The organism is Marinobacter sp. DSM 26671 (assembly GCF_900112835.1).
Taxonomy (GTDB): Bacteria; Pseudomonadota; Gammaproteobacteria; order Pseudomonadales; family Oleiphilaceae; genus Marinobacter; species Marinobacter flavimaris.
Window position 1 is genome coordinate 143,496 of the sequence record NZ_FONF01000001.1, and the last position, 23,336, is coordinate 166,831.

Genomic DNA, 23,336 nt, shown 5'->3' on the forward strand with positions numbered 1-23,336 from the left:
CGTACGGCTTTTTCAGTGAGAGAATTCCCAATGAGCGACACCAAACATTCCCGACTGATCATCCTCGGTTCCGGCCCCGCAGGTTACACCGCTGCCGTTTACGCAGCCCGCGCCAACCTGAACCCGACCCTGATTACCGGTATTGAAGTCGGCGGCCAGCTCACCACCACCACCGACGTCGACAACTGGCCCGGCGACAACGACGGCGTTCAGGGCCCGGAGCTCATGCAGCGCATGCTCAAGCACGCCGAACGCTTCGAAACCAGCATCGTCTACGACACCATCAACGAAGCCGACCTCCGTAACCGCCCATTCCGCCTCAAGGGCGATGGCGGCGAGTACACCTGCGACGCCCTGATCATTGCTACCGGCGCCTCCGCCATGTATCTCGGCCTCGAGTCTGAAGAGAAATTCAAAGGCCAGGGCGTCTCCGCCTGCGCCACCTGCGACGGCTTCTTCTACAAGAAGCAGAAAGTTGCCGTTATTGGCGGCGGTAACACCGCGGTCGAAGAGGCTCTGTACCTCTCCAACATTGCCGACGAAGTGACCCTGGTGCACCGCCGCGACAGCCTGCGTGCCGAGAAGATCCTCCAGGACAAACTGTTTGAAAAAGCCGAAAACGGCAACGTCAAGATCGTCTGGGACCACACCCTCGACGAAGTCCTCGGCGACGGCACCGGTGTCACCGGTATGCGCATCAAAAGCACCAAAGACGACTCCACCCAGGAAATGGACCTGGCCGGCGTATTCATCGCCATCGGCCACAAACCGAACACCGACCTGTTCCAGGGCCAACTGGACATGGAGAACGGCTACATCCGCATCCGCTCCGGCCTCGAAGGCATGGCCACCCAGAGCAGCATTCCCGGCGTATTCGCCGCCGGCGACGTAGCCGACCACGTCTACCGCCAGGCCGTCACCTCCGCCGGCTTCGGTTGCATGGCCGCCCTGGATGCGGAAAAGTTTCTGGATCAGCAAGACTGATTATGCTTGAGTAAAGAAAAGGAACGCGAACTCAAAAGTTTGCGAAGGTCGGTGGGAGCCGCCTTCTGAAACTGTGCGGAGCCATGGATGGCGGAGCCAAGCGTACAAGGACGTATTCACAGCGTGTTTCAGAAGGCGGCTCCCACCGGCCGGTACTCTGTAAAATAGAACCGAAACATTGCAGTAATTGCCGGAGAAGGATGACCTCACTACCCTGGCTAGACCCGGACCAACTCTGGTTCCCCCCCGCCAACGAAGCCCTGGACGACCCGGACGGCCTTCTTGCCCTCGGCGGCGACCTTTCCACCGAGCGACTCATACTGGCCTACCGGAACGGCATCTTCCCCTGGTACAGCGACGACCAGCCCATTTTGTGGTGGTCACCGAATCCGCGGTGTGTCCTTTTTCCGAACGAAATCCACGTTTCACGGAGCCTGCGCCGGACCCTGAACCAACAACGCTTCCAGGTAACCGCAGACAGACACTTCGGACGAATCATCCGCCTGTGCGCCTCAACCCGTGCCGAAGGTACCTGGATTACCGAAGAAATGATTGCCAGCTACTCAGAGCTGCATCGCAGGGGCGTCGCCCACTCCATCGAAATCTGGAACCAGCGTGGTGAATTGGCCGGTGGCATGTACGGACTGGCAATTGGCCGGTGTTTCTTCGGTGAATCCATGTTTTCTCTGGAAACCAACGCGTCCAAAGTTCTCATGGTTCACCTGACACACCAGTTACAGCTCTGGGGCTACCGGATCATGGATTGCCAGGTAGAGAGCCGGCATCTGCTTACCATGGGCGCACGGACTATTCCACGGGAAGAGTTTTTATCTATACTCAGGATGAGCATCGATCAGAAACCGGATCAGACCGACTGGACCTTCCGATGGCGTTGGCCCGGGCCGGAGGAGTGAATGAGCAATCTCAGAACCCTGGTGTTCTTCGCGACACCACCGCACGATTGCAGCTACCTGCCAGACCGCGAGGCCACCACCATGTTTGTGGATCCGCGGGCTCATATCGACAAAAAGCTTTACAGCCAACTCACGGCTCTTGGCTTTCGCCGCAGCGGATCCCACTACTACCGCCCTCACTGTGAGCAGTGCAATGCCTGCATACCGGTTCGGTTGAAAGTTGATGATTTCAAGCCGGACAGAAGCCAGCGGCGGGTTCTCCGCAAAAACAAGGATTTGCAGTGCACCATGGTGCCCGCCACCTTTGCGGAGAGGTATTACCAGCTCTACGCCAATTACATCGAACAAAGGCACAAGGACGGCGATATGTACCCGCCGACCCGGGAACAGTTCACCTCGTTTCTGGTAGAAGGCGCAACCGATTCCTGGTTTCTGGAAATCCACCAGGGCGAACGGCTGGTAGGACTGGCAGCCGTCGATCTTCTGGACGATGGCCTTTCGGCCATCTATACAGTTTTCGATCCTGATCTGGAGGACCGCAGCCTGGGTACCTTCGCAATCCTCTGGCAAATTGAGGAAGCCCGCCGCAGGGGGCTTCCTCACCTGTACCTCGGTTACTGGATCAAGCAGTGCCGAAAAATGAATTACAAAACACGCTTCCGACCCATCGAAGCACTGAGAGACGGGCACTGGCGTGAACTGGACGCAGGCTAACTTTGCCAAACGCCGATAAATCAGGCAGAATTGCGCAATTTAGAATCACCAGAAGCATATTCAAACGAGGTTTCTACTGAATGCCGAAATCAGATGCCATTGAAATGGAAGGCGTTATTATCGATACCCTTCCAAACACCATGTTCCGCGTTGAGCTGAGCAACGGTCATGTTGTGACAGCCCATATCTCCGGAAAGATGCGCAAGAACTACATCCGCATCCTGACAGGTGACAAGGTCAAGGTTGAGCTGACTCCCTATGACCTGAGCAAGGGCCGGATCGTATATCGCGCCCGTTGATGCTCCCATGACATCTGAAAGCCCCTTCGGGGGCTTTTTTTCGTCAGGGCACAAAAAAACCGCTGCCGGTTACCCGGACAGCGGTTTTTCTTTAATCGAGCCTGCCTCAGACCGCCTCTGCAGGCTCGTCCTCGTACTCGAATACCAGCTCGTCATCCCGCAGGTGGATGAAGACATCCCCGCCTTTCTCTGAAAGGCGCCCGAACAGGATCTGCTCGGCCAGCGGCCGCTTGATCTTGTCCTGGATCAGGCGGGACATCGGGCGGGCGCCCATGGTGACGTCATAGCCCTTCTCGGCCAGCCAGGCCTTCGCCTCGTCATCCACATGCAGAACAACATGCTTCTCGTCCAGCTGCGCCTGCAGCTCGGTGAGGAACTTGTCCACCACGTGGGTGATGGTATCGATCTGCAGGTCGCCGAACTGGATGATACCGTCCAGGCGATTGCGGAATTCCGGCGTGAAAGTCTTGCTGATAATTTCCATGCCGTCAGTGCTGTGATCCTGCTCGCTGAAGCCAATAGAGCGACGAGCCATGCTCTCGGCACCAGCGTTGGTGGTCATTACCAGAATCACGTGGCGGAAATCTGCCTTGCGGCCGTTGTTATCGGTCAGCGTGCCGTGATCCATGACCTGCAGCAGGAGGTTGAACACTTCCGGATGGGCCTTCTCGATCTCGTCCAGCAGCAGGACACAGTGCGGATGCTTGTTCACCGACTCGGTCAACAGGCCGCCCTGATCGTACCCAACGTAGCCCGGAGGCGCACCGATCAGCCGTGATACGGTGTGCCGCTCCATATACTCCGACATATCAAAGCGTACCAGTTCGATACCCAGAACCTTGGCCAACTGTTTGGTAACCTCGGTTTTACCGACACCGGTCGGCCCTGCGAACAGGAAGGCACCTTCTGGCTTCTCGGGGGCCTTGAGCCCGGCGCGAGCCAGCTTGATAGCAGTGGACAGCGATTCGATGGCCGGATCCTGACCAAAGACCGTCATCTTCAGATCCCGCTCCAGATTCCGCAGCAGATCCTTGTCGCTGGTAGACACGTTCTTCGGTGGGATACGGGCAATATTTGCAACCACATCCTCGATCTCGGTGACATCAACGGTCTTCTTACGCTTGCCTTCCGGCTGAAGCCGCTGGCGCGCGCCCGCCTCGTCAATGACGTCAATCGCCTTGTCCGGCAAGTGCCGATCGGTGATGTAACGGTCGGACAACTCTGCAGCCACCCGAAGCGCCTTGTCGGTGTATTTGAGATCGTGGTGCTTTTCGAAATTCGGCTTGAGGCCCTTCAGGATCTGGTAGGTGTCCTCAACACTGGGCTCGTTCACATCGATTTTCTGGAAACGGCGCGCCAGGGCGCTGTCTTTCTCGAAAATACCCCGGAACTCCTGGAACGTCGTTGAGCCAATGCACCGGATTTCACCCGAACTGAGCATGGGCTTCAACAGATTCGACGCATCCATCACGCCGCCGGAGGCAGAGCCCGCTCCGATGATGGTGTGGATCTCGTCGATGAACAGGATCGCGTGGTTTTCTTTCTTGAGTTCGGCAAGCAGACCTTTCAGACGCTTTTCGAAATCGCCGCGGTACTTGGTTCCGGCCAGCAGGGCACCCAGATCCAGCGAGTAGACCACCGCATCGGAAATAATATCGGGGACCTGTCCGTCGACGATACGCTTGGCGAGCCCCTCTGCGATGGCGGTTTTGCCAACCCCGGCCTCGCCGACCAGAAGCGGATTGTTCTTCCGGCGGCGTACAAGGATCTGCACCACCCGCTCGACTTCGTGTTCACGGCCGATCAGCGGATCAATGCGGCCCTGACGGGCCTGCTCGTTCAGGTTGGTGGCGTAGCTTTCAAGCGGCTTGGATTGTCCGCCTTCCTCGCCAGCCTCCTCGTGGGACGCCTGATCGTGACTCTCCTGATCTTCGGCGCCCTGAACCCTGGAAATACCGTGGGAAACAAAGTTGACCACATCAATGCGGGCAATGCTCTGTTTCTTGAGCACATACACCGCCTGGCTTTCCTGTTCACTGAAGATGGCCACCAGCACATTGGCGCCGGTTACCTCTTTCTTGCCCGAGGACTGCACATGGAACACAGCCCTTTGCAGGACTCGCTGGAACCCCAGTGTTGGCTGGGTCTCGCGCTCACTGTCGCTGCTCGGAATCAAAGGTGTGGTGGAGTCCACGAATTCGACAAGCTCTTCCTGAAGCCGCTTGAGGTCTGCACCACAGGCTTTCAGGACGCCCACTGCCGATTCATTTTCCAGTAGGGCCAGCAACAAATGCTCCACAGTCATGAACTCATGACGCTTGTCCCGGGCATTCTTGAAGGCCGTATTCAGCGTAATTTCTAGATCTTTGCTCAGCATGGGCCACCCCAACGTCTATCAGTCCGCACGTTCAATCTCGCAAAGGAGCGGATGTTCGCATTCCGAAGAATACTGGTTCACCTGTGCCGCCTTTGTTTCCGCGATGTCCCGGGTATATACCCCGCATACAGCTTTTCCCTGTGTATGGACGAGCAGCATCACCTGCGTCGCCTTTTCCTCATTCATTCCGAAGAACTTCATCAACACATCGACCACAAAATCCATGGGCGTGTAATCATCGTTCAGAAGCACCACCCTGTATCGCGCCGGGCGCTTGAGAGCGGGCTTCTCGGGAGCAACGCTGAGGTCATCCTGTCGCCCCGGTTGTTCGTCCTCCCCCTGATTGAATACTAGTAGAGAATTTTCGATAGTCCGCATCATTCCTTACCGGTTTATCGGTGCCCTTGTTAAATGTGGATGTCCGCCCCGGGGTTTTCAAGCGGGGCATGAGATATTTATCAATACGAACATGATACCGCTTCCAGACTGCGTTCAACCACACATTCCAGGCATAGAAACTATTGACTCACCGCAATGATTGGCCGAAAGTTAAGTTGCAATGTAAAATAATGTAAATCCATGCAAGGTTTGTGTAACAGGATTCGGACCGACTGTGCGACGGCGCCGATAGGCACACAGAGAATTAACAAGAATAGAGACAGCAAAAGAACAGGGGAGTTCATCATGCCAAGAGGCAAGGTCAAGTGGTTCAACAATGCCAAAGGGTACGGATTCATCATCGAGGATGGCTGCAGTGACGACCTGTTTGCGCACTTCTCTTCGGTGCAAATGGACGGCTACAAGACCTTAAAAGCCGGCCAGGCCGTAACCTTCGACAAAAAGCCCAGCGACAAGGGCATTCACGCAGTCAACATCGTTCCCGACGAGCTGCCTGCCAGCAAGGCGCAAACTGACGCCAGCAGCGACTCTACCGGACAATCCGGCCAGCAGGAATCAGGCAGGGACGGCTATCCGCCCCGTGCAGTCAACGCCTGACCTGTTCTGGTAACGCAAAATCACACCCACCGGTCGTCTGCTGGTGGGGGTCTCTTTTTTTGTCCTTCAAAAAACGTCGGGTGACAGGTCCCCCTGGGCGGTGGCGCCCGCCCTACTTTGCCAGCCTTCCTGTTTGCAGTACGCTGCACTGCTCAAAGACAGCGGATATCCGGGAAAGACCTGCGCATGGCCGAACTCGTGCTTTTCAATAAACCCTTTCATGTTCTGAGCCAATTCACAGACGATGGCGCTTCCGGAAGTAAACCACCTCGCGCTACCCTGGCAGATTACGTACGCATCCCGGGCATTTATCCGGCGGGACGTCTGGACTACGATTCCGAGGGCCTGCTCCTTCTTACCGCGGAAGGCTCCCTCCAACACCGCATAGCGTCACCATCACTGAAGATGCCAAAAACCTACTGGGTGCAGGTAGAAGGAAACATTTCTGAAGAAGCACTGAGACACCTGGCTACCGGCGTGCAACTCAAGGATGGTCTGACCCGGCCGGCAAAAGCCGACAGAATGCCTGCCCCGGCGGTCTGGCCGAGAGTGCCTCCGGTGCGACATCGGGATAACATTCCGACGAGCTGGGTTGAACTGACGATAACCGAGGGCAAAAACCGGCAGGTACGTCGAATGACCGCTGCCGTCGGGTTTCCGACACTTCGCCTGATCCGGTACCGGATTGGTGACTGGACCCTTGACGGCCTCGAATCGGGAGCCCATCGAACGGTCACCGTCAATCTACCCGCTTCACCAAAACCAACCCGCCGCGGCAACGCCGCTGGCGCCCGAACCAGGAGAAACCGGAAATCATGACCTGGACACCCCATGCTACCGTGGCCGTTATAGTCGAGGATGAAGCCGGCCGTTACCTGATGGTTGAAGAGATCAGCGGCGGCAAGGTTGTTTTCAACCAGCCGGCTGGCCATGTCGAAGAAGATGAAGCCATTCTGGATGCCGTCCGACGGGAAACCCTTGAAGAGACGGGCTGGAACATAGAGCCCATACACTTCCTTGGCATTTACACCTACAAGGCTCCGGCCAACGGCGTTACCTACTATCGTTTCTGCTATGCCGCGAGGGCTGGCGACCGGGTTACTGAACAGCTGGACGATGGCATCATCGCCGCCCACTGGCTCACCCTGGATGAAATCCGCGCGCTGGGGGACAAACTGCGCAGTCCGCTGGTCATCCAGTGCATAGAAGATTACCGAAACGGCCGGCGATACCCGCTGGACGTGGTGGTGGACGCGCAGACGCCACCCTCGGAAAGATGATAAACTCGCGGTTTTTTAGTCGGTAACGAAGCTGTCATGACCAACGCACCCGAAGCCTCCTCTCCAAACAGTAACGCCAACACGCGTGTGATCGTCGGCATGTCCGGCGGCGTGGATTCTTCAGTGGCCGCCTGGCTTCTGGAAGACCAGGGCTATCAGGTTGAAGGCCTGTTCATGAAAAATTGGGACGAGGATGACGGCACCGAGTACTGCACAGCCATGACAGATCTGGCCGACGCCCAGGCCGTTGCCGATGCCATCGGCATCAAACTGCACACCGCCAGTTTTGCAGCCGAGTACTGGGACCGGGTTTTTGAGCACTTCCTTTCTGAATATCAGGCCGGACGAACACCCAATCCGGATATTCTTTGTAACAAAGAAGTGAAATTCCGGGCTTTTCTGGACTATGCCATCACCCTTGGTGCCGACTATATTGCAACGGGCCACTACGCCCGGCAACGGCCGATTGCTGGTTCAACGGGCAAGGCCCAACTCCTGAAGGGACTGGATCCGAACAAGGACCAGAGCTATTTCCTGCATGCCGTCTCCGGCGACCGCATTGCGCGGACCCTTTTCCCGGTCGGCGAGCTGGAAAAACCGGAAGTCCGCCGTATTGCCGAGCAGCAGGGTTTCGTTACCCATGATAAAAAAGACTCCACCGGTATCTGCTTTATCGGCGAACGCAAGTTCAAAGACTTCCTGAAGCAATACCTTCCGGCCCAGCCCGGCGACATTGAAACACCGGACGGCCAGAAAATTGGCCGGCACCAGGGCCTTATGTATCACACCATCGGCCAGAGACAGGGCCTGGGCATTGGCGGTCTCAGTGAATTCGGGGACGAGCCCTGGTATGTGGCGGAGAAAGACCTCAGCCGCAATGTGCTTGTTGCGGTTCAGGGCAAACACCATCCGCTGCTCTTTTCCCGTGGCCTCGTATCCGGTCCGATCGACTGGGTTGCCGGAGAGGCACCTGCTGGGCGTTTCCGCTGCAAGGCCAAGACCCGTTATCGCCAGCCGGATCAGGATTGCCAGGTTCTGTTGATCGACGGCGGTGTCCGAGTCGATTTTGACGACGCCCAGCGGGCTGTCACACCAGGGCAGTCCGTGGTTTTCTACGACGGCGAGGTGTGCCTTGGTGGCGGCGTTATTGAGCAGACCTGGCGTGATGACGAACCACTTCCAGACCGTCTGACCGGCACACGTTCCGAGGAACAGACCGCATGAGCCGCTCACTCAAGGATCAGACCCTGGCGTTGGCCGGGGTATTCCAGGCCGCCAACCTGGTCCAGCAGATTGCCCACAACGGCCAGTGCAACGAGGCCAGCCTGGAAACATCTATCCGTTCCCTGTTTGCCACCAACCCCGAGAACACACTGGACGTCTACGGAGGCGAGCTTCGCGATATCCGCGAAGGCCTCGTCACCCTGTCCTCGGTGCTCAGCCAGCAGTCACGGCAGCAGGACATCGAAGTTCTGCGCTACGCCCTCAACCTGATCCAGCTCGAATCCAAACTGAATCGCCGCTCCGACATGCTGGACGTGATTGGCAGTCGCATTGATCAGGCAAGGCACACCGCCAGCCACTTTGGGTACACACACCCGAACCTGATCAGCAATCTGGCTTCCGTCTACGCCGATACCATCAGCACCTTTCGCCAGCGTATCCAGGTGAGCGGTAACCCCTCTGTGCTCCAGCGCGAGGAGAATGCCGCGAAAGTGCGGGCACTGCTGCTGGCGGGTATCCGTTCCGCCGTGCTCTGGCGCCAGACCGGCGGCCGACGCTGGCAACTGATCTTTGCCCGCAAGAAAGTGATCGGGCTTGCCAAAGAGCTTGCCGAAGAAGCCAATCGCTCCCTCTACCACTGACGGCGCTGATTCAGAGCCGGCGGTGGTGTATGATATGCACCCCTATTTTCTTTTGATCCGATTCTTTGATGACTTGAGAGGTTTTCGATGGAACTCACCGCCCTGACCGCCATTTCCCCGGTCGATGGACGCTATGGCAACAAGGTCAGCGTCTTCCGTGAAATTTTCAGTGAGTATGGCCTGATCCGGAACCGGGTGACCGTCGAGATCCGCTGGCTACAGAAACTGGCCGCTCACCCTGGCGTGGCCGAGGTTCCTGCGTTTTCCGCCGACGCCAACGGCTTCCTGGACCGTCTGGTGAGCGAATTCAGCCTGGAAGACGCAGAGCGTATCAAGGACATCGAACGCACCACCAATCACGATGTGAAAGCGGTGGAGTACTTCATCAAGGAAAAGATCGCCAGCGTTCCTGAGCTGCACGCTGTCACGGAATTTGTTCACTTCGCCTGCACTTCTGAAGACATCAATAACCTCTCCCATGCGCTGATGCTGCGGGAAGGCCTGGACCACGGCCTGCTACCGGCCATGGACCGTGTTGTCGACAAGTTGGCGCAGCTTTCTCATGATCACGCCGAACAGCCGATGCTGTCGCGCACTCACGGCCAGACCGCCTCGCCCACGACCGTGGGCAAAGAGCTGGCAAACGTCGTTCACCGTCTGCGTCGCCAGGTAAAACAGATCCGGGAAACCGAGCTGTTGGGCAAGATCAACGGTGCCGTGGGTAATTACAACGCCCACCTCTCCGCCTATCCGGAAATCGACTGGGCCCAGAACGCACGGGCGTTCATCGAGAGCCTCGGGCTCGACTGGAACCCTTACACAACCCAGATCGAACCGCACGATTACATTGCCGAGCTGTATGACTCCGTCGCTCGCTTCAACACCATCCTGATCGACCTGGACCGTGACGTCTGGGGCTATATTTCCCTAGGCTACTTCAAGCAGAAAACAGTGGAAGGCGAAGTGGGCTCCTCGACCATGCCCCACAAGGTCAACCCCATCGATTTCGAGAACTCCGAGGGCAACCTTGGCATCGCCAATGCGCTGTTCAGCCACCTATCTGCCAAACTGCCCATATCACGCTGGCAGCGGGATCTGACCGACTCCACCGTACTGCGTAACCTGGGTGTTGGCTTTGCGCACAGCTTGATTGCCTACGAAGCCACCCTAAAAGGCCTGGGCAAACTGCAAATCAATCCGGCCCGACTGGATGACGACCTGGACCATGCCTGGGAAGTGCTTGCCGAGCCGATCCAGACGGTGATGCGCCGGTACAATATCGAAAAGCCCTATGAAAAACTCAAGGCATTGACCCGTGGCAAGGCAATGACGCCGGAAGTGATCAAGAATTTCGTTGAGAGCCTCGACATTCCAGATCAGGCCAAGGCCGAACTGATGGCTTTGACGCCGGGCCGTTACATCGGTAACGCAGTCGATCAGGCACAAAACATCTGAAACCGGGAGTAACACCCATGGACATGCTTGGCGGACTCACACCCTCTGAATTTCTGCGGGACTATTGGCAGAAAAAGCCGCTGGTTATCCGTCAGGCGTTTCCCGATTTCCAGTGCCCGGTCAGCGCTGATGAACTGGCCGGCCTGGCCTGTGAGGAGGGCGTCGAGTCCCGGATTGTGATCGAAAATGACGATGGCAAGCCCTGGCAGCTCCACAACGGCCCCTTTTCGCCGGACCGGTTCAGCAGCCTGCCCGAACAGGACTGGACGCTCCTGGTGCAGGGGCTGGACCACTGGGTGCCCGATATTGCAGATTTGCTGGAACACTTCCGCTTCATCCCCAATTGGCGCCTGGATGACATTATGGCCAGTTTTGCCCCGAAAGGCGGCAGCGTTGGCCCCCATTACGACCAGTATGATGTATTCCTCCTCCAGGCCCAGGGCCACCGCCGGTGGACGTTTGGAGGCCATTGCGATCATACCTCTCCCCGCGTGGAGGGCACTCCGCTGCGCATTCTGAGCAGCTGGGATGGCGAAGAAACCGTTACTCTGGCACCCGGTGACATGCTGTATCTGCCGCCGGGTATTGGCCACCATGGAGTGGCCGAGGATGACTGTATCACGCTGTCGGTTGGCTTCCGTGCACCCACCGTGGATGACATTCTGACCGGATTTACCGATTTCCTCTGCAGCCAGTCTGACGCCTCAGATCACCTGAACGATCCGGATCTGAAAATACAGGACAATCCGGGCACGATTCAGCCGGATGTGGTTGACCGCCTCGAGACCGTTATCCGGGAAAAACTTGAGGACCGCCGGCAACTGGCCCTCTGGTTTGGCCAGTTCTCAACGGCGCCCAAGAGCATGGATATTGTGGTGCCTGCGGAGGAGCCTGCGTCCACCGGAGACGTCGCCGAAGCAATACACGCGGGCGAGCAGCTGCGGTGGAACGAAGGCTCACGTTTCGCGTACTACGAGTTTGCCAGCGAAACCGCCCTGTTTGTGGACGGCGAGCAGTTCCTGCTCAAGGGCGATGCCCAACCGTTTGCTCCGCTTCTCTGCTCAGGGGCCCGCGTCGATATGCCGACCCTCGCCCGGCTCTCGGAAGACGAAGCATTGCTTGGGCTTCTGACCACCCTCTACAATCAAGGCTCGATTTACTTCGAATAAGCTTTATGAGCATCCGGTTTCGCAAATACAGCTGGCAACTGGCCCCGGCATCCATCCGGGATATCCGCCAGCAGGTGTTTATTGAGGAACAGAAAGTCCCGCCGGAGCTGGAGTGGGATGAAACCGACGAAATTGCCGATCACTATCTGGCAGTGCTGCCAGACAATACCCCGGCAGGCGTGGCACGACTGTTTTCAACCCTTGAAGAGACCGGCCACATCGGTCGCATGGCGATCCTGCCCCAATACCGCGGACAGGGTATCGGGGAAGCATTGCTCCGGCACCTGATCGCAGAATCGGCTGACCGTTTTGCCGAGCTCAGGTTGTCTGCCCAGGAGCACGCCATTCCTTTTTATCAACGGTCAGGCTTCCACGTCTGTTCGGGCGTTTACGACGACGCCGGCATTCCCCACTTTGAGATGCGTAGCCTGGCACCGGGACTCGCGGCCGAGGGCCTTGGCTCCCGGGACCGGCCGATGATTCTGGGCAGCGACACAGACTCCTGGCTGTTTGATACCGAGGCCAGGCTACTGGGGCTAATGGATTCGGTGGTTGGCCAGGCCGGCCAGCGCATCTGGCTGTATGACCGCCTGCTCGAACACGATCTGTATGACCGGCATCGTTTCCGGGAGCTGATCTCCGCCCTGGCCCGTCGGCACCGGCTCAGCGAAGTCAGGTTGCTGATCCATGACGACAAGCCGCTGGTGAAACGTCGACACACACTGGTCGAACTGATGCGCCGGCTGCCGAGCCGCATGGAACTTCGACTGGTCAACGAGGACTACCCGGTTGAGGACCAGCCCTTCATTATTGCTGACCGTGAAGGCGTGGTGTACCGACATGATTTCTACAAGCCAGAGGGTTTCGCCAAGTTCTCGGACGGCGGCCGCGTAAAGCTCTTGTCGGAAAACTTCCAACGCATGTGGGATGCAGCCCGCCCTTCCCTGGAGCTTCGGGAACTACCGCTCTGAGTGATGGGCCTGGGGCGCGTCCGGCGCTTCGAACCTGGCCCCGAACGGAGCAAACTCGGTATCCACCTCAGTAGCCACCTCAGCAATCAGTTTGCGCAGCCATTGATGGTCCGCGTTGTGCTGCAACAGAGGGCTCCAGGCCATTTTCAGCTCGAACGGTGGAATCTCGAACGGAGGCACCTTGACCACAAGATTCGGGTTGTCTTTCTGCAGCCAGGCTGCCCGGGATGGCAGCGTGGCAATCAGGTCATGCTGCTCGGCCAGCAGCATTGCAACCTGATAGTGACGGGTGAATACGGAAATCTGACGCTTTCGCCCCATTCTCGACAGCGCCTCATCAACCCAGCCCAGCCGCTGGACATCCTTCGGGTTTACACCAACACCAACACCAAACCCGGTCTTGCTGACCCAGATATGGCTGGCGTCCAGATAGGTGTCCAGGGTAAAGGGCTCCTTCAATACCGGGTTACGGGCGTTCATCAGGCAGGCAAAATACTCGGTCCAGAGGGTCTTCTGATGGAAAGACTGGGGGATCTTGTCGAACCGGTTGATCGCCATATCCAACCGCCCCTGCTCGACATCCAGGAAGCTGACGTCACTGGGCGTGAGCACATCCAGGGTGACGTGCGGTGCTTCCTGACGGATCCGCCTCAGAACCCGGGGCATCAGGCAGGATTCGGCATAATCACTGGCCATGATCCGGAACACGCGCTGGCTTTCAAGAGCTGAAAAGGGTGTCTTATCTTGCACGGCCTGTTCAATATCCGACAGGATTCCCCGCACCAGCGGTTGTAGTTCACGCGCGCGCTCCGTGGCCGTCATACCCTCACTGGTTCGCACCAGGAGCGGATCACTGAACAGATCCCGCAACCGCTTCAAACCATTGCTCATGGCAGGCTGGGTAATACCCAGGTGGTTCGCTGCCTTGGTCACATTCCGCTCGCGCAGCAACACATCCAGGTACACGAGCAGGTTCAGATCAACACGGGAAATATCCACAAAAACTCCGGAACACCAGAACAACAGGAAAAGCGAGGCTCATTCACGAGAGCAATATACATGATAGCGAGGATTCACGTAATCAATCAGCAACACGAACTTTCACATTTGAAAACGGATCTGGAGCGGTATTTCTGCTAGTCTTTCGGATACTTGCTGAATAATATCGGTGTTTTGAGGCCGGTTTGTACACCCGCCATCATTTGATCCTGAAGCCGGAGTCGTTACTGACAAAATGGATACCACTACGATCGTCCTTCTGCTGGCGGCCATCGTTACCGTCTCGATTGTCATTATTGTGCTCAGCCAGATGCGGGAACGCGCCCGCATTGAACGGGCGCGCAAGATTACCGCTCAGGAAGACGCCTATAACAGGGCCAATCGCCTGCTGACCGAAATTCCAGGCCAATACCTGACAGCCGATCTGAAACTGCTTCTGATTAAACGCATGGAAGAAGCTTGCGCGGAGCTGGCCGGCCTGAAGTCGAACCTGCCGGTCAAGGAATGGCAGAAGTCCGCTGCAGAACTGAAAACACAGATCGTTGAAAAGCGCGACACCACCACGCCAGTCAAGATTGATTCCGCGGAAAAATCGAATTACGTCAAGGAATTGCTTCAGAATCTGTTCAAGATGATTGAAGCCATGCACAAGAGCGGGCGGATTGATTCGGCCACCGCCAAGAAAAACCTCAAGTATGTGCTCTTCCTTGTCCACAAGACCCACGCGGATCTTCATGTGTTTCAGGCCCGGGACTATGTTCGCCAGAACCAGATCCGGAAGGCCATTCATGCCTATCACCTGGCCAGTACCGAAATGGGTAAATCCCGCGACAATCCACTTGCCATGAAAGCAGTGAAGAGCTTCCGGACGCGCATTCAGGAACTTGAGGCCATGAGTGCAGAGGGTAAGGAAAGCCCGCAGGGAGAGTCCAAACTGGACCGAGAGTGGGATACTTTTCTCCACGACGATGAGTGGAAGAAAAAGGCCGATTACGACGACTGAAGGTACCGAACGGGTCGCTGTGAGAGGCCCGTCAACAGGGACAGTGCAAACCCGTGAGCAACGGCTTCAAACAACGGCTTTCCTATAGACTGACTCGAGACACGGTCCTCGTTGCCATGGCCCTCGGGCTGGTGCTGAATGTGGTCCAGATTACCCTGGACTACTTTAGCGCGAAGGATTCCATGGAGAAGGAAATCCATGCGCTGATCGATATCAGCAACAGCCCGGCCTCCCAGATTGCCTACAACATCGACGTCCGCCTGGCGGAAGAATTGCTCGACGGCCTGCTTCGCCATCCCGCGACCATTGATGCCCGGATTACCGATAATGACGACGAGACCATGGCAGCATCCAGCAAGAGCAGCCCGGTCTCGCCCTATCGCTGGGTCAGCGATCTGCTGTTCGGGCCGGATCGCGTATTTCGACAGGAGCTCCGGGTTCCGCAACTTGAGGATCTGCCACTTGGGCATCTGATCGTCACCATTGACACCTATCACTATGGGGCGCTCTTCCTCCAACGAGCCGGATACACGCTGATCAGCGGGCTACTGAAAAGCCTGATCCTGTCTGCAGCTCTCCTTGCCATTTTCTATTTTGTGCTGACCCGTCCCATGCTCAATGTGATCAGCGCACTGAGCCAGGTGCGGGCTACCTCTCCGGAAAAGGTCAGGCTTCCGATCCCGGCAAACCATCGGGAAGACGAGATCGGGACCATGGTTGGCATCATCAACCAACACCTGGAAACCATCGATTCGAGCCTTGCACAACTCCGGCACGCCGAGAGTGCCATGAAAAACTACTCCACCCAGCTTGAGCAGGAGGTGGCGGACCGGACCCGGGAGATCTCCGAAAAGAACGATGCTTTGCAGCGTGGTAATCGCGCCCTGGTCAAAGCCAAGGAAGATGCAGTTCGCCGGGCGCGGGCACGGGCCAATTTCCTGGCCAGCATGAGCCATGAGATCCGGACTCCGCTCAATGGAGTTCTCGGGATGCTCGGCCTGGCACTCGAGGGCGAGCTGGATTCTGCCCAGCGCAACAGGATAGAAATTGCCCTGAACGCCGGTGAAAGCCTGCTCGGGCTGCTTAACGACATACTGGACATCTCGAAAGTGGAGGCCGGCAAACTCAGTCTGGAAAACATCCCCTTCAGTGTCCGGCACCTGATCGAAGAGTGCGCGACACTCCATGCCCAACAGGCGCGGCGCAAGCGTATTCACCTGGTCACCGAAATCGATCCGGATCTCCCTGAAGACTTCCTGGGAGACCCGACACGGGTACGCCAGGTGCTCAACAACCTCCTGAGCAATGCCATCAAATTCACGGACGAAGGCAGCGTGAAACTAGAGGCAGCCTACTCCGGGGGTAGCCTGAGAATCGATGTCGTGGATACCGGGATCGGTATGTCTACTGAGGGCCTGCACCGGATTTTCTCACCCTTCTCCCAGGCTGATGCAGAGACCACGCGGCTTTATGGGGGCACCGGTCTCGGCCTGACGCTCTGCCGTCAACTTGTCGAACGTATGCATGGCCAGATTCTGGTGGACTCCCGGGAGGGCAGCGGCACACACTTCACCGTTACCCTGCCCCTGCCGGTTCATGAAGCCAGCGAAGATTATGATCTGCCCCGCGTGGATTCCCGGCTCAAGGACATTGGCATAGCGATGGCAATACCACCGGACAACCCACACCGGTCTGCGATCGAAGCCCAACTTCGCAAATGGGGCATCCCGATACGCGGCGCGAGCAGACACCCGGATGGAATTCTACTTGCCCTTGCCAACGCCGGAGACGAAGAAACCCTGGCATTCGCCGACAACTGGCAAGGCGCCGGCGTCGTACTGGTGGACTCTTCCGGCACCCTGCCCCCTGCCCTGGGGCAGCAACAGCTGCTCTCGTTGCCATTGCGTCGGGATGAATTGCTACGTTGCCTGCTTCTGGCCGCAGGGCTGCTGGACAGCGAGGAACAAACGGCCAACGCCGTGGAAGACGATGAGCAAACCGGCACGGAGGCTTCCCTGAAAATCCTTCTGGTGGAGGACAATCAGGTCAACCAGATGGTGGCCGTCAGCCTGCTCAAGAAACTCGGCCATCGCACAGATCACGCAGAGAACGGCCTCAAGGCCATACAGGCATTGGAAAACAACCACTATGACCTGGTGCTGATGGATTGCCAGATGCCGGTTATGGACGGCTACGAAGCAACACAGAGGATTCGGCAAAACCCCGAATGGAAAGACCTGCCGATCATCGCTGTTACCGCAAATGTGATGCAGGGCGACCGCGAGGACTGCCTCGCCTCAGGCATGAACGACTACATTACCAAGCCGTACAAGCGCGAAGAGCTCAGGACGGTCATCGACCGCTGGCGCCCCGCGATTTGACCGCGACCTTCAGGCCGGTAACAGTTTCTCGATGTCGGCCCGAATATCCTCCGGCTTGGTTGTAGGCGGATAGCGACGGACTACCTTGCCATCAGGAGCTACCAGGAACTTGGTGAAGTTCCACTTGACCTTTTCAGACCCCATCAGTCCCTTGGCTTCATGCTTGAGAAAGCGAAACAGTGGGTGGGCGCCATCACCGTTGACTTCGACCTTGGAAAACATGGGGAAGTCGACCCCGTAGTTGAGACTGCAGAACTGGCTAATTGCATCCTCGTCGCCCGGGTCCTGATTAAGGAACTGGTTGCAGGGAAAACCCAGAACCTCAAACCCCTTGCTCCCCAATTCGTTGTGCAGGGACTGCAGGCCTTCGAATTGCGGTGTGAAACCACATTTACTCGCGGTGTTCACTATCAGGAGCACCTTGCCCCGGTACTCCGCCATGCTTTGTTCATTACCCTTGATATCCCTTACCGTAAAATCGTAGACCGTCTCGCCTGCCATGAAGCTCTCCCTTCGATGTTTGTGTTCGTCGTGACTCCATTGTTCACAACACAGACCAAAAAACCATGGCAATGCAGGCTCTACGGCGATCATTTTTAAAAACCGGTTCAGGTTTGTGTGCTAAATCTGCCTTAACACGACACAATTCATCATAATTCCCCTGTTGCCGCCGGGCCTCGCTCCGCTAGAATAAAGGCCTCTCGTATTGGCAGGTGCCATTTTTCGATCTCAAAAGAAGGACGTCCGGGTCTTATGCAGAACTACTACAAATCCGCCAAGCTGGATAACGTGTGTTATGAAATCCGTGGCGTGGTTCTGCGGGAGGCACGCCGGCTTGAGGAAGAGGGTCACCGGGTACTCAAGCTTAATATTGGCAACCCTGCAGCGTTCGAACTGGATGTCCCGGAAGAAATCCAGCAGGACGTCATCTACAACATGCACCAGGCCCAGGGCTATGTGGAGTCGAAGGGGTTGTTCTCCGCCCGCAAGGCGGTCATGCACTACTGCCAGCAGCGGGGTATCGACAAGGTCGATATCGACGATATTTTCCTGGGCAACGGCGTCAGCGAGTTGATCGTTATGACGATGCAGGCCATGTTGAATACCGGCGACGAAGTCCTGATCCCGGCCCCCGACTACCCCTTGTGGACCGCAGCCGTCACACTTTCCAGCGGCAAGCCCGTGCACTATCGCTGCGACGAACAGCAGGACTGGTTTCCGGATATTGACGATATCCGCAAGAAGATCACCCGGCGGACCCGTGCCATTGTTCTGATCAACCCCAACAACCCGACCGGGGCAGTGTATTCAAAGGAGCTTCTCGAGCAGGTCATCGAACTGGCCCGCAAGCACAACCTGATTATTCTGTCGGACGAGATCTACGACAAGATCCTCTATGACGGTACCCAGCACATCTCGACCGCCTCGCTGGCCGACGACGTGCTGTTCTTTACCTATAACGGCCTGTCCAAGAATTACCGGGCAGCGGGTTACCGCTCGGGCTGGATGATCGTCAGTGGAGCAAAACACCGGGCGAAAGATCTGATCGAAGGCATCGACATGCTCTCGAATATGCGCTTGTGTGCCAACGTTCCGGCCCAACTGGCCATTCAGACAGCCCTGGGAGGCTACCAGTCCATCAACGATCTGGTGGCACCAGGCGGGCGGCTCTACGAGCAAAGGGAAACCGCCTGGCGCATGCTTAACGACATTCCGGGCGTAAGCTGCGTCAAACCCCAGGGTGCGCTTTACCTGTTTCCGAAACTGGATCCCAAGCACTTCCCTATCGTGAACGACGAGAAACTGGTTCTGGACCTGCTGTTGCAGGAGAAGATCCTCCTGGTGCAGGGGTCGGCCTTCAATATCGATGACAGGCAGCACCTGAGAGTCGTGTTCCTGCCCAGGGAAGATACCCTCGAGGATGCCATGGGCCGGCTCGGCAATTTCCTTGGCCAATACCAGCAATAACGGGGAAAACCATGGCGGATATTCACGTCGAGGAATTCTACAAGGATGCGGCCATTGCCCTGGTGCAGTTGTATGGTGCCTTTCCCAGGCGCATCAACCTGTTTGTCGAGGACATTGCCGGCCCGGATGAGCCGGACGAATTTGGCCTGCACAGCAAGCGACACATGGCCTGTTTCGGCGCCCTGCTCTGGCTCGCAGAGGAAGGTCTGCTCCGGTACGTCGACACCATCCGCCAGGAAGCTCTGGACCAGGCGGTTCTGACCAGAGACGCCTTTATCCGCCTGAGCGCGCCGGCGCCAGAGACTCTGACCAGCGAATTCGGAATCCCCGAGGAAACGGCTGCCGGTAATCTGCCCCCTTCCGTTCAGGAGGATCTTTCCACTCACATCCACCTGATTCGCAAGGCGCTGCGCGGGGGGAACTCCGCCCGAATCAGCCAGATCATGCAGGCAACCTTTTTTGCCGACCGCGGCAATTATTAAATCACCGTAAGCTCGTTGATTGATTGAACCGCGACCGCATATAACGGTCTGAATAGCGGCTTTATTTTCTTTGACGAACTGATCAGGGCACCAACATGCGTATTCTGCTGTTTCTGGCAACCAACCTTGCTGTCATCCTTGTCGCGAGCTTTACACTGCGGCTGTTGGGCGTGGATAGCTACCTCGCCCAGAATGGTATTCAGTATGGCTCTTTGCTGGCCTTCGCGGCGGTCTTCGGATTTGCCGGCGCCATCGTGTCTCTGCTGATATCCAAACGAATGGCCAAGTGGAGCACCAGGGCCCGGGTTATTGATTCCCCGAGAACACCTGCCGAGCGCTGGCTGGTGGATACCGTAGCCGAGTTGGCGAAGAACGCCGGTATCGGAATGCCGGAGGTGGCTATTTTCCCGGCGTCCCAATCCAACGCCTTCGCAACGGGTTGGAACAAGAACGATGCCCTGGTCGCCGTCAGCGAGGGCCTTTTGCATCGCTTCAACAAGGACGAAATCCGGGCAGTTCTGGGCCACGAAATCGGCCACGTGGCCAATGGCGACATGGTGACCCTGGCTCTGATTCAGGGTGTGGTGAACACGTTCGTGATCTTCGCCTCCCGGGTCATCGGTTCGTTTGTTGACCGGGTGATATTCAAGAACGAAAGTGGGCATGGCCTTGGGTTTTTCGCCGTCAGCATCGTTGCCGAGATTGTCCTGGGCATTCTGGCCAGCACGATCGTGTTCTGGTTCTCCCGCCGGCGGGAATTCCGGGCCGACATCGCTGGCGCCCAACTGGCGGGGCGCACAGCCATGATCAGCGCGCTGGCAAGATTGAAACAGGAGAGTGAAGTGCCGGATCAGATGCCGGATTCGCTCCAGGCATTCGGCATCAATCGCGGAGCCCGGGGCGGCCTGAGCGCCCTGTTTATGACGCATCCGCCCCTGGAAGACCGGATACAGGCATTGCAGCACGCCAAGCTGTAAAAAAACGGGGCCCTCGGGCCCCGTTTTTTGTTGTACAGGTGAGACTCGTTCAGATTTTCAACTTGAACCCAATGGCCCGGAAACTGTCCTGCAGCGATTTGCTGGTGCCCTTGAGCTGAATCTTGAGACTGGAACACTCCCGACGTACCGGGTAATCACGACGGAGCCTGTCAAACGCCGCACCTCGCTCTTCAACGGATCCGGTCATGGCATTCCGCAGCCGGGCATCGTCGGGACGAGGGTCATAGCAAGCCCTCAGCGCAATGCGGATGGCATCTTCTTCGTCGGCCGAGCTGGTAAAGGAAATCTTGCTGAGCGCCGGCTCGGGTAAAAACTGGCCGGCTTTTTTGCGAACCGGCAAGCCCAGAAACTGGCTAAGCGACTGGTAGATCATTTCCGTCCCCTGAACCTTGCCTTCGAGGCTGTATCCGGCGATGTGCGGTGTCGCCAGCCAGACCCGGTCAACCAGTTCGGGGTGAATCCTCGGCTCCTGTTCCCAGACATCCAGCGCCACGGTCGGCGCGTTACCCTGGTCAAGCCGGGCCAGCAATGCTGACGAGTCGATGACTTCTCCACGACCAGCATTGATAAGGAGCTGATTTGCGCCCAGAGCCTCAAGCTCGGGATGACCAATCATATGCAGCGTGGGATGGTCCCCTTCTCGCGTCAAAGGTGTGTGCAGGGACACCACATCACACTTCATGGCCTCTTCCAGCGACACAAACTCTTGGTCGTCCTCTTCCCGATCCGCCCTGGGCGGATCACAGAGGCGCACATCAAATCCAAGGCGTTCCAGTTTGTGGGCCAGTTCGCCACCGACATTGCCGACCCCGACTATACCAACACTGAGTTGGGACCAGTCTGCAAGGCCACGCCGCTCGGCATGCAGCGAAAGCACAGACAAAACGTACTCGGCAACACTGTTGGCGTTGCAGCCGGGCGCCGCCGAGAAGCGAATACCCGCGGCCTCGAGCCAGTCGAGATCGACATGGTCGGTACCGATGGTGGTTGTGCCAACAAACCGAACCCGACTGCCCTCCAGGAGCTCACGATTTACCCTGGTGACGGAACGAACCAGGACGATATCGGCATCCCGGACATCCTCGTTCGACATGGAACGGCCGGATACCCGGCGAATCTCGCCGATATCGCCGAAAAAGGAATCCAGTAAGGGAATGTTTTCGTCTGCTACGATCAACATGATGATATTCGGCCCTGTCAGTTCCTGCGCTGACGCTGATTGCGCCCACCCTGACCACGTCCACCGCCACCCTGCGGGCGACGACCGCGCTTGCGGGTAATTGGCGGATTGTCCATCGGCGCCATGAGCGCTTCATCGGGCACGGCAGTCTTCAGCTTCTGGCTGATGTAGGTTTCGATGGCGGGAAGCGCGAACGAGTCATCCTCACCGGCAAAACTGATGGAAACCCCGTGTTTGCCAGCCCTGCCTGTGCGGCCAATCCGGTGCACATAATCTTCAGCATTATCAGGCAGATTGTAGTTGAAAACGTGGGTGACGCCGTTGACGTGAATACCACGGCCAGCCACATCGGTGGCCACCAGGACCTGGATGCTGCCTTTTTTGAACTGGTCCAGGGTTTTGAGGCGCTTGTTCTGGGCTATTTCGCCTGACATCAGGGCAACTTTGACGCCCTGATTCCTCAGATCTTCTTCCAGGTCGCGGCACTGATCCCGGCGGTTGGCAAATACCAGCGCCTTTTCCACTTCCGGCCGCTTCAGGAAATTGACGAGCACCGGCAGCTTTTCATCGTCGCCCACCAGGTAGACGGTCTGCTCAACCCGCTCCGCCGTTTTCTGCTCCGGTTCAATTTCGACAAACTCCGCGTTGCTGGTCCACATGGAGGCGAGGTTCAGCACGTCCTGGTTGAACGTGGCACTGAACAGCAGGGTCTGGCGCTCCTCTTTGGGTGTGCATTTGCGGATAATGCGCTTCACATCGGGAATGAAGCCCATGTCCAGCATGCGATCAGCCTCATCAAGGATCAGGATGTCGAGCTGGTCCAGAAACACGTCCTGGGATCCGAGAAAATCGATCAGACGGCCCGGGGTCGCAACCAGAATGTCGACGATCTCATTCTGCAGCTGATCGCGCTGCTTGTCATAGTTCATGCCACCGACAACGGTTACTACGTTGTGCCCGGTATGCTGGCACAGTTGCTCAGCGTCTTTCGCGATCTGCATCGCCAGTTCCCGGGTTGGCGCCAGGGCCAGAACCCTCGGCTCGGAGGCAAAACGGTCCTTTTCGGGAATCGGGGTTTCCAGCAAACTCTGGATCGCCGTAATCAGAAACGCAGCGGTTTTGCCGGTGCCGGTCTGCGCCTGACCAATCAGATCTTCGCAGGCCAGTGTCCAGGGCAGTGTTTCGGCCTGAATGGGTGTGCAGTATTCAAAACCAATGGCCGTAATGGCATCCAGCAAACGTTTGTCGAGGTTCAGATCGCTGAATCTCAGATCGCCGGTGTGTTTTGGGTCAGATGTCAT

Annotated in this window: 23 protein-coding genes; 17 read left to right on the forward strand and 6 right to left on the reverse strand. The window is 57.3% G+C overall.

Features of this window, described 5'->3' with window-relative positions:
• The first annotated feature begins 30 nt into the window (after nt 1-30).
• From trxB to infA, 4 genes are all read left to right on the forward strand, one after another.
• Nucleotides 31-984, forward strand: coding sequence for a thioredoxin-disulfide reductase (gene trxB / locus BM035_RS00615; RefSeq protein WP_008169196.1), 954 nt, complete (start codon nt 31-33; stop codon nt 982-984).
• Nucleotides 985-1,184: 200 nt separating this feature from the next.
• Nucleotides 1,185-1,898 carry a leucyl/phenylalanyl-tRNA--protein transferase gene (aat, locus tag BM035_RS00620; protein ID WP_092029793.1) on the forward strand — a complete coding sequence of 238 codons (714 nt, stop codon included), beginning with the start codon at nt 1,185-1,187 and terminating at the stop codon, nt 1,896-1,898.
• Nucleotides 1,899-2,612 carry an arginyltransferase gene (locus BM035_RS00625; protein ID WP_008169199.1) on the forward strand — a complete coding sequence of 238 codons (714 nt, stop codon included), beginning with the start codon at nt 1,899-1,901 and terminating at the stop codon, nt 2,610-2,612.
• A gap of 80 nt (nt 2,613-2,692) precedes the next feature.
• Entirely contained in the window at nt 2,693-2,911 is a 219-nt protein-coding gene (gene infA, locus BM035_RS00630) for a translation initiation factor IF-1 (RefSeq protein ID WP_008169200.1), read from the forward strand.
• A 106-nt stretch (nt 2,912-3,017) separates the two neighbouring features.
• Here infA and clpA read toward each other — a convergent pair whose 3' ends face one another.
• The gene (gene clpA / locus BM035_RS00635) at nt 3,018-5,288 is read right to left on the reverse strand and encodes an ATP-dependent Clp protease ATP-binding subunit ClpA (protein ID WP_092029794.1); all 2,271 of its coding nucleotides are present in this window, start codon (nt 5,286-5,288) and stop codon (nt 3,018-3,020) included.
• 18 nt (nt 5,289-5,306) lie between these two features.
• Nucleotides 5,307-5,666, reverse strand: a complete 360-nt coding sequence (gene clpS / locus BM035_RS00640) for an ATP-dependent Clp protease adapter ClpS (RefSeq protein ID WP_008169202.1) — start codon at nt 5,664-5,666, stop codon at nt 5,307-5,309.
• 306 nt (nt 5,667-5,972) lie between these two features.
• On the opposite strand from clpS, the gene BM035_RS23105 reads away from it, so the two are divergent.
• The 8 genes from BM035_RS23105 to BM035_RS00680 all read left to right on the forward strand — a co-directional run bounded on the left by BM035_RS23105 (nt 5,973) and on the right by BM035_RS00680 (nt 13,024).
• Nucleotides 5,973-6,284 (forward strand): cold shock domain-containing protein, encoded by a 312-nt coding sequence (locus BM035_RS23105; RefSeq protein ID WP_092029795.1) that lies wholly within the window; start codon nt 5,973-5,975, stop codon nt 6,282-6,284.
• A gap of 186 nt (nt 6,285-6,470) precedes the next feature.
• Nucleotides 6,471-7,103, forward strand: coding sequence for a pseudouridine synthase (locus tag BM035_RS00650; RefSeq protein WP_008169204.1), 633 nt, complete (start codon nt 6,471-6,473; stop codon nt 7,101-7,103).
• Nucleotides 7,100-7,564, forward strand: coding sequence for an NUDIX hydrolase (locus BM035_RS00655; protein WP_092029797.1), 465 nt, complete (start codon nt 7,100-7,102; stop codon nt 7,562-7,564). Before BM035_RS00650 ends, BM035_RS00655 begins: the two co-directional genes overlap by 4 nt.
• A 36-nt stretch (nt 7,565-7,600) precedes the next feature.
• Nucleotides 7,601-8,788 carry a tRNA 2-thiouridine(34) synthase MnmA gene (gene mnmA / locus BM035_RS00660; protein ID WP_092029799.1) on the forward strand — a complete coding sequence of 396 codons (1,188 nt, stop codon included), beginning with the start codon at nt 7,601-7,603 and terminating at the stop codon, nt 8,786-8,788.
• Complete coding sequence (hflD, locus tag BM035_RS00665) at nt 8,785-9,429, forward strand: high frequency lysogenization protein HflD (RefSeq protein ID WP_008174761.1); 645 nt, start codon at nt 8,785-8,787, stop codon at nt 9,427-9,429. The genes mnmA and hflD overlap by 4 nt, the downstream gene beginning before the upstream one ends.
• Before the next feature lie 87 nt (nt 9,430-9,516).
• Nucleotides 9,517-10,884, forward strand: coding sequence for an adenylosuccinate lyase (gene purB, locus BM035_RS00670; RefSeq protein ID WP_092029800.1), 1,368 nt, complete (start codon nt 9,517-9,519; stop codon nt 10,882-10,884).
• Between the two features lie 17 nt (nt 10,885-10,901).
• A complete protein-coding gene (locus tag BM035_RS00675) occupies nt 10,902-12,053 on the forward strand; it encodes a cupin domain-containing protein (protein ID WP_008174755.1) in 1,152 nt (383 codons plus the stop codon).
• Between the two features lie 5 nt (nt 12,054-12,058).
• On the forward strand, nt 12,059-13,024 hold the full coding sequence (locus tag BM035_RS00680; RefSeq protein WP_092029802.1) for a GNAT family N-acetyltransferase: 966 nt from the start codon (nt 12,059-12,061) through the stop codon (nt 13,022-13,024).
• Here BM035_RS00680 and BM035_RS00685 read toward each other — a convergent pair.
• On the reverse strand, nt 13,013-14,023 hold the full coding sequence (locus BM035_RS00685; RefSeq protein WP_039882066.1) for a LysR family transcriptional regulator: 1,011 nt from the start codon (nt 14,021-14,023) through the stop codon (nt 13,013-13,015). The two genes, BM035_RS00680 and BM035_RS00685, sit on opposite strands and share 12 nt — an antisense overlap.
• Nucleotides 14,024-14,258: 235 nt before the next feature.
• Between BM035_RS00685 and BM035_RS00690 the strand changes: the two genes are divergently transcribed.
• Both BM035_RS00690 and BM035_RS00695 read left to right on the forward strand, forming a co-directional pair.
• On the forward strand, nt 14,259-15,026 hold the full coding sequence (locus tag BM035_RS00690; protein ID WP_014577434.1) for a hypothetical protein: 768 nt from the start codon (nt 14,259-14,261) through the stop codon (nt 15,024-15,026).
• Between the two features lie 53 nt (nt 15,027-15,079).
• Nucleotides 15,080-17,407, forward strand: a complete 2,328-nt coding sequence (locus BM035_RS00695) for a hybrid sensor histidine kinase/response regulator (RefSeq protein WP_092029804.1) — start codon at nt 15,080-15,082, stop codon at nt 17,405-17,407.
• A 9-nt stretch (nt 17,408-17,416) separates the two neighbouring features.
• Here the strand turns inward: BM035_RS00695 and BM035_RS00700 are convergent, their stop codons facing one another.
• Complete coding sequence (locus tag BM035_RS00700) at nt 17,417-17,908, reverse strand: glutathione peroxidase (protein ID WP_092029806.1); 492 nt, start codon at nt 17,906-17,908, stop codon at nt 17,417-17,419.
• A gap of 252 nt (nt 17,909-18,160) precedes the next feature.
• Here BM035_RS00700 and BM035_RS00705 point away from each other — a divergent pair, with 252 nt between their 5' ends.
• The 3 genes from BM035_RS00705 to htpX all read left to right on the forward strand — a co-directional run bounded on the left by BM035_RS00705 (nt 18,161) and on the right by htpX (nt 20,834).
• Complete coding sequence (locus BM035_RS00705) at nt 18,161-19,375, forward strand: pyridoxal phosphate-dependent aminotransferase (RefSeq protein ID WP_014577437.1); 1,215 nt, start codon at nt 18,161-18,163, stop codon at nt 19,373-19,375.
• 11 nt (nt 19,376-19,386) lie between these two features.
• A complete protein-coding gene (locus BM035_RS00710) occupies nt 19,387-19,857 on the forward strand; it encodes a hypothetical protein (RefSeq protein WP_088557032.1) in 471 nt (156 codons plus the stop codon).
• 95 nt (nt 19,858-19,952) lie between these two features.
• Nucleotides 19,953-20,834: a protease HtpX gene (gene htpX / locus BM035_RS00715; RefSeq protein ID WP_053112243.1), complete on the forward strand. Its 882-nt coding sequence runs from the start codon at nt 19,953-19,955 to the stop codon at nt 20,832-20,834.
• Nucleotides 20,835-20,883: 49 nt separating this feature from the next.
• On the opposite strand, the gene pdxB is transcribed toward htpX, so the two are convergent.
• Both pdxB and BM035_RS00725 read right to left on the reverse strand, forming a co-directional pair.
• Nucleotides 20,884-22,035, reverse strand: a complete 1,152-nt coding sequence (gene pdxB, locus BM035_RS00720) for a 4-phosphoerythronate dehydrogenase PdxB (protein ID WP_092029808.1) — start codon at nt 22,033-22,035, stop codon at nt 20,884-20,886.
• 17 nt (nt 22,036-22,052) lie between these two features.
• Nucleotides 22,053-23,336, reverse strand: coding sequence for a DEAD/DEAH box helicase (locus tag BM035_RS00725; RefSeq protein ID WP_053112247.1), 1,284 nt, complete (start codon nt 23,334-23,336; stop codon nt 22,053-22,055).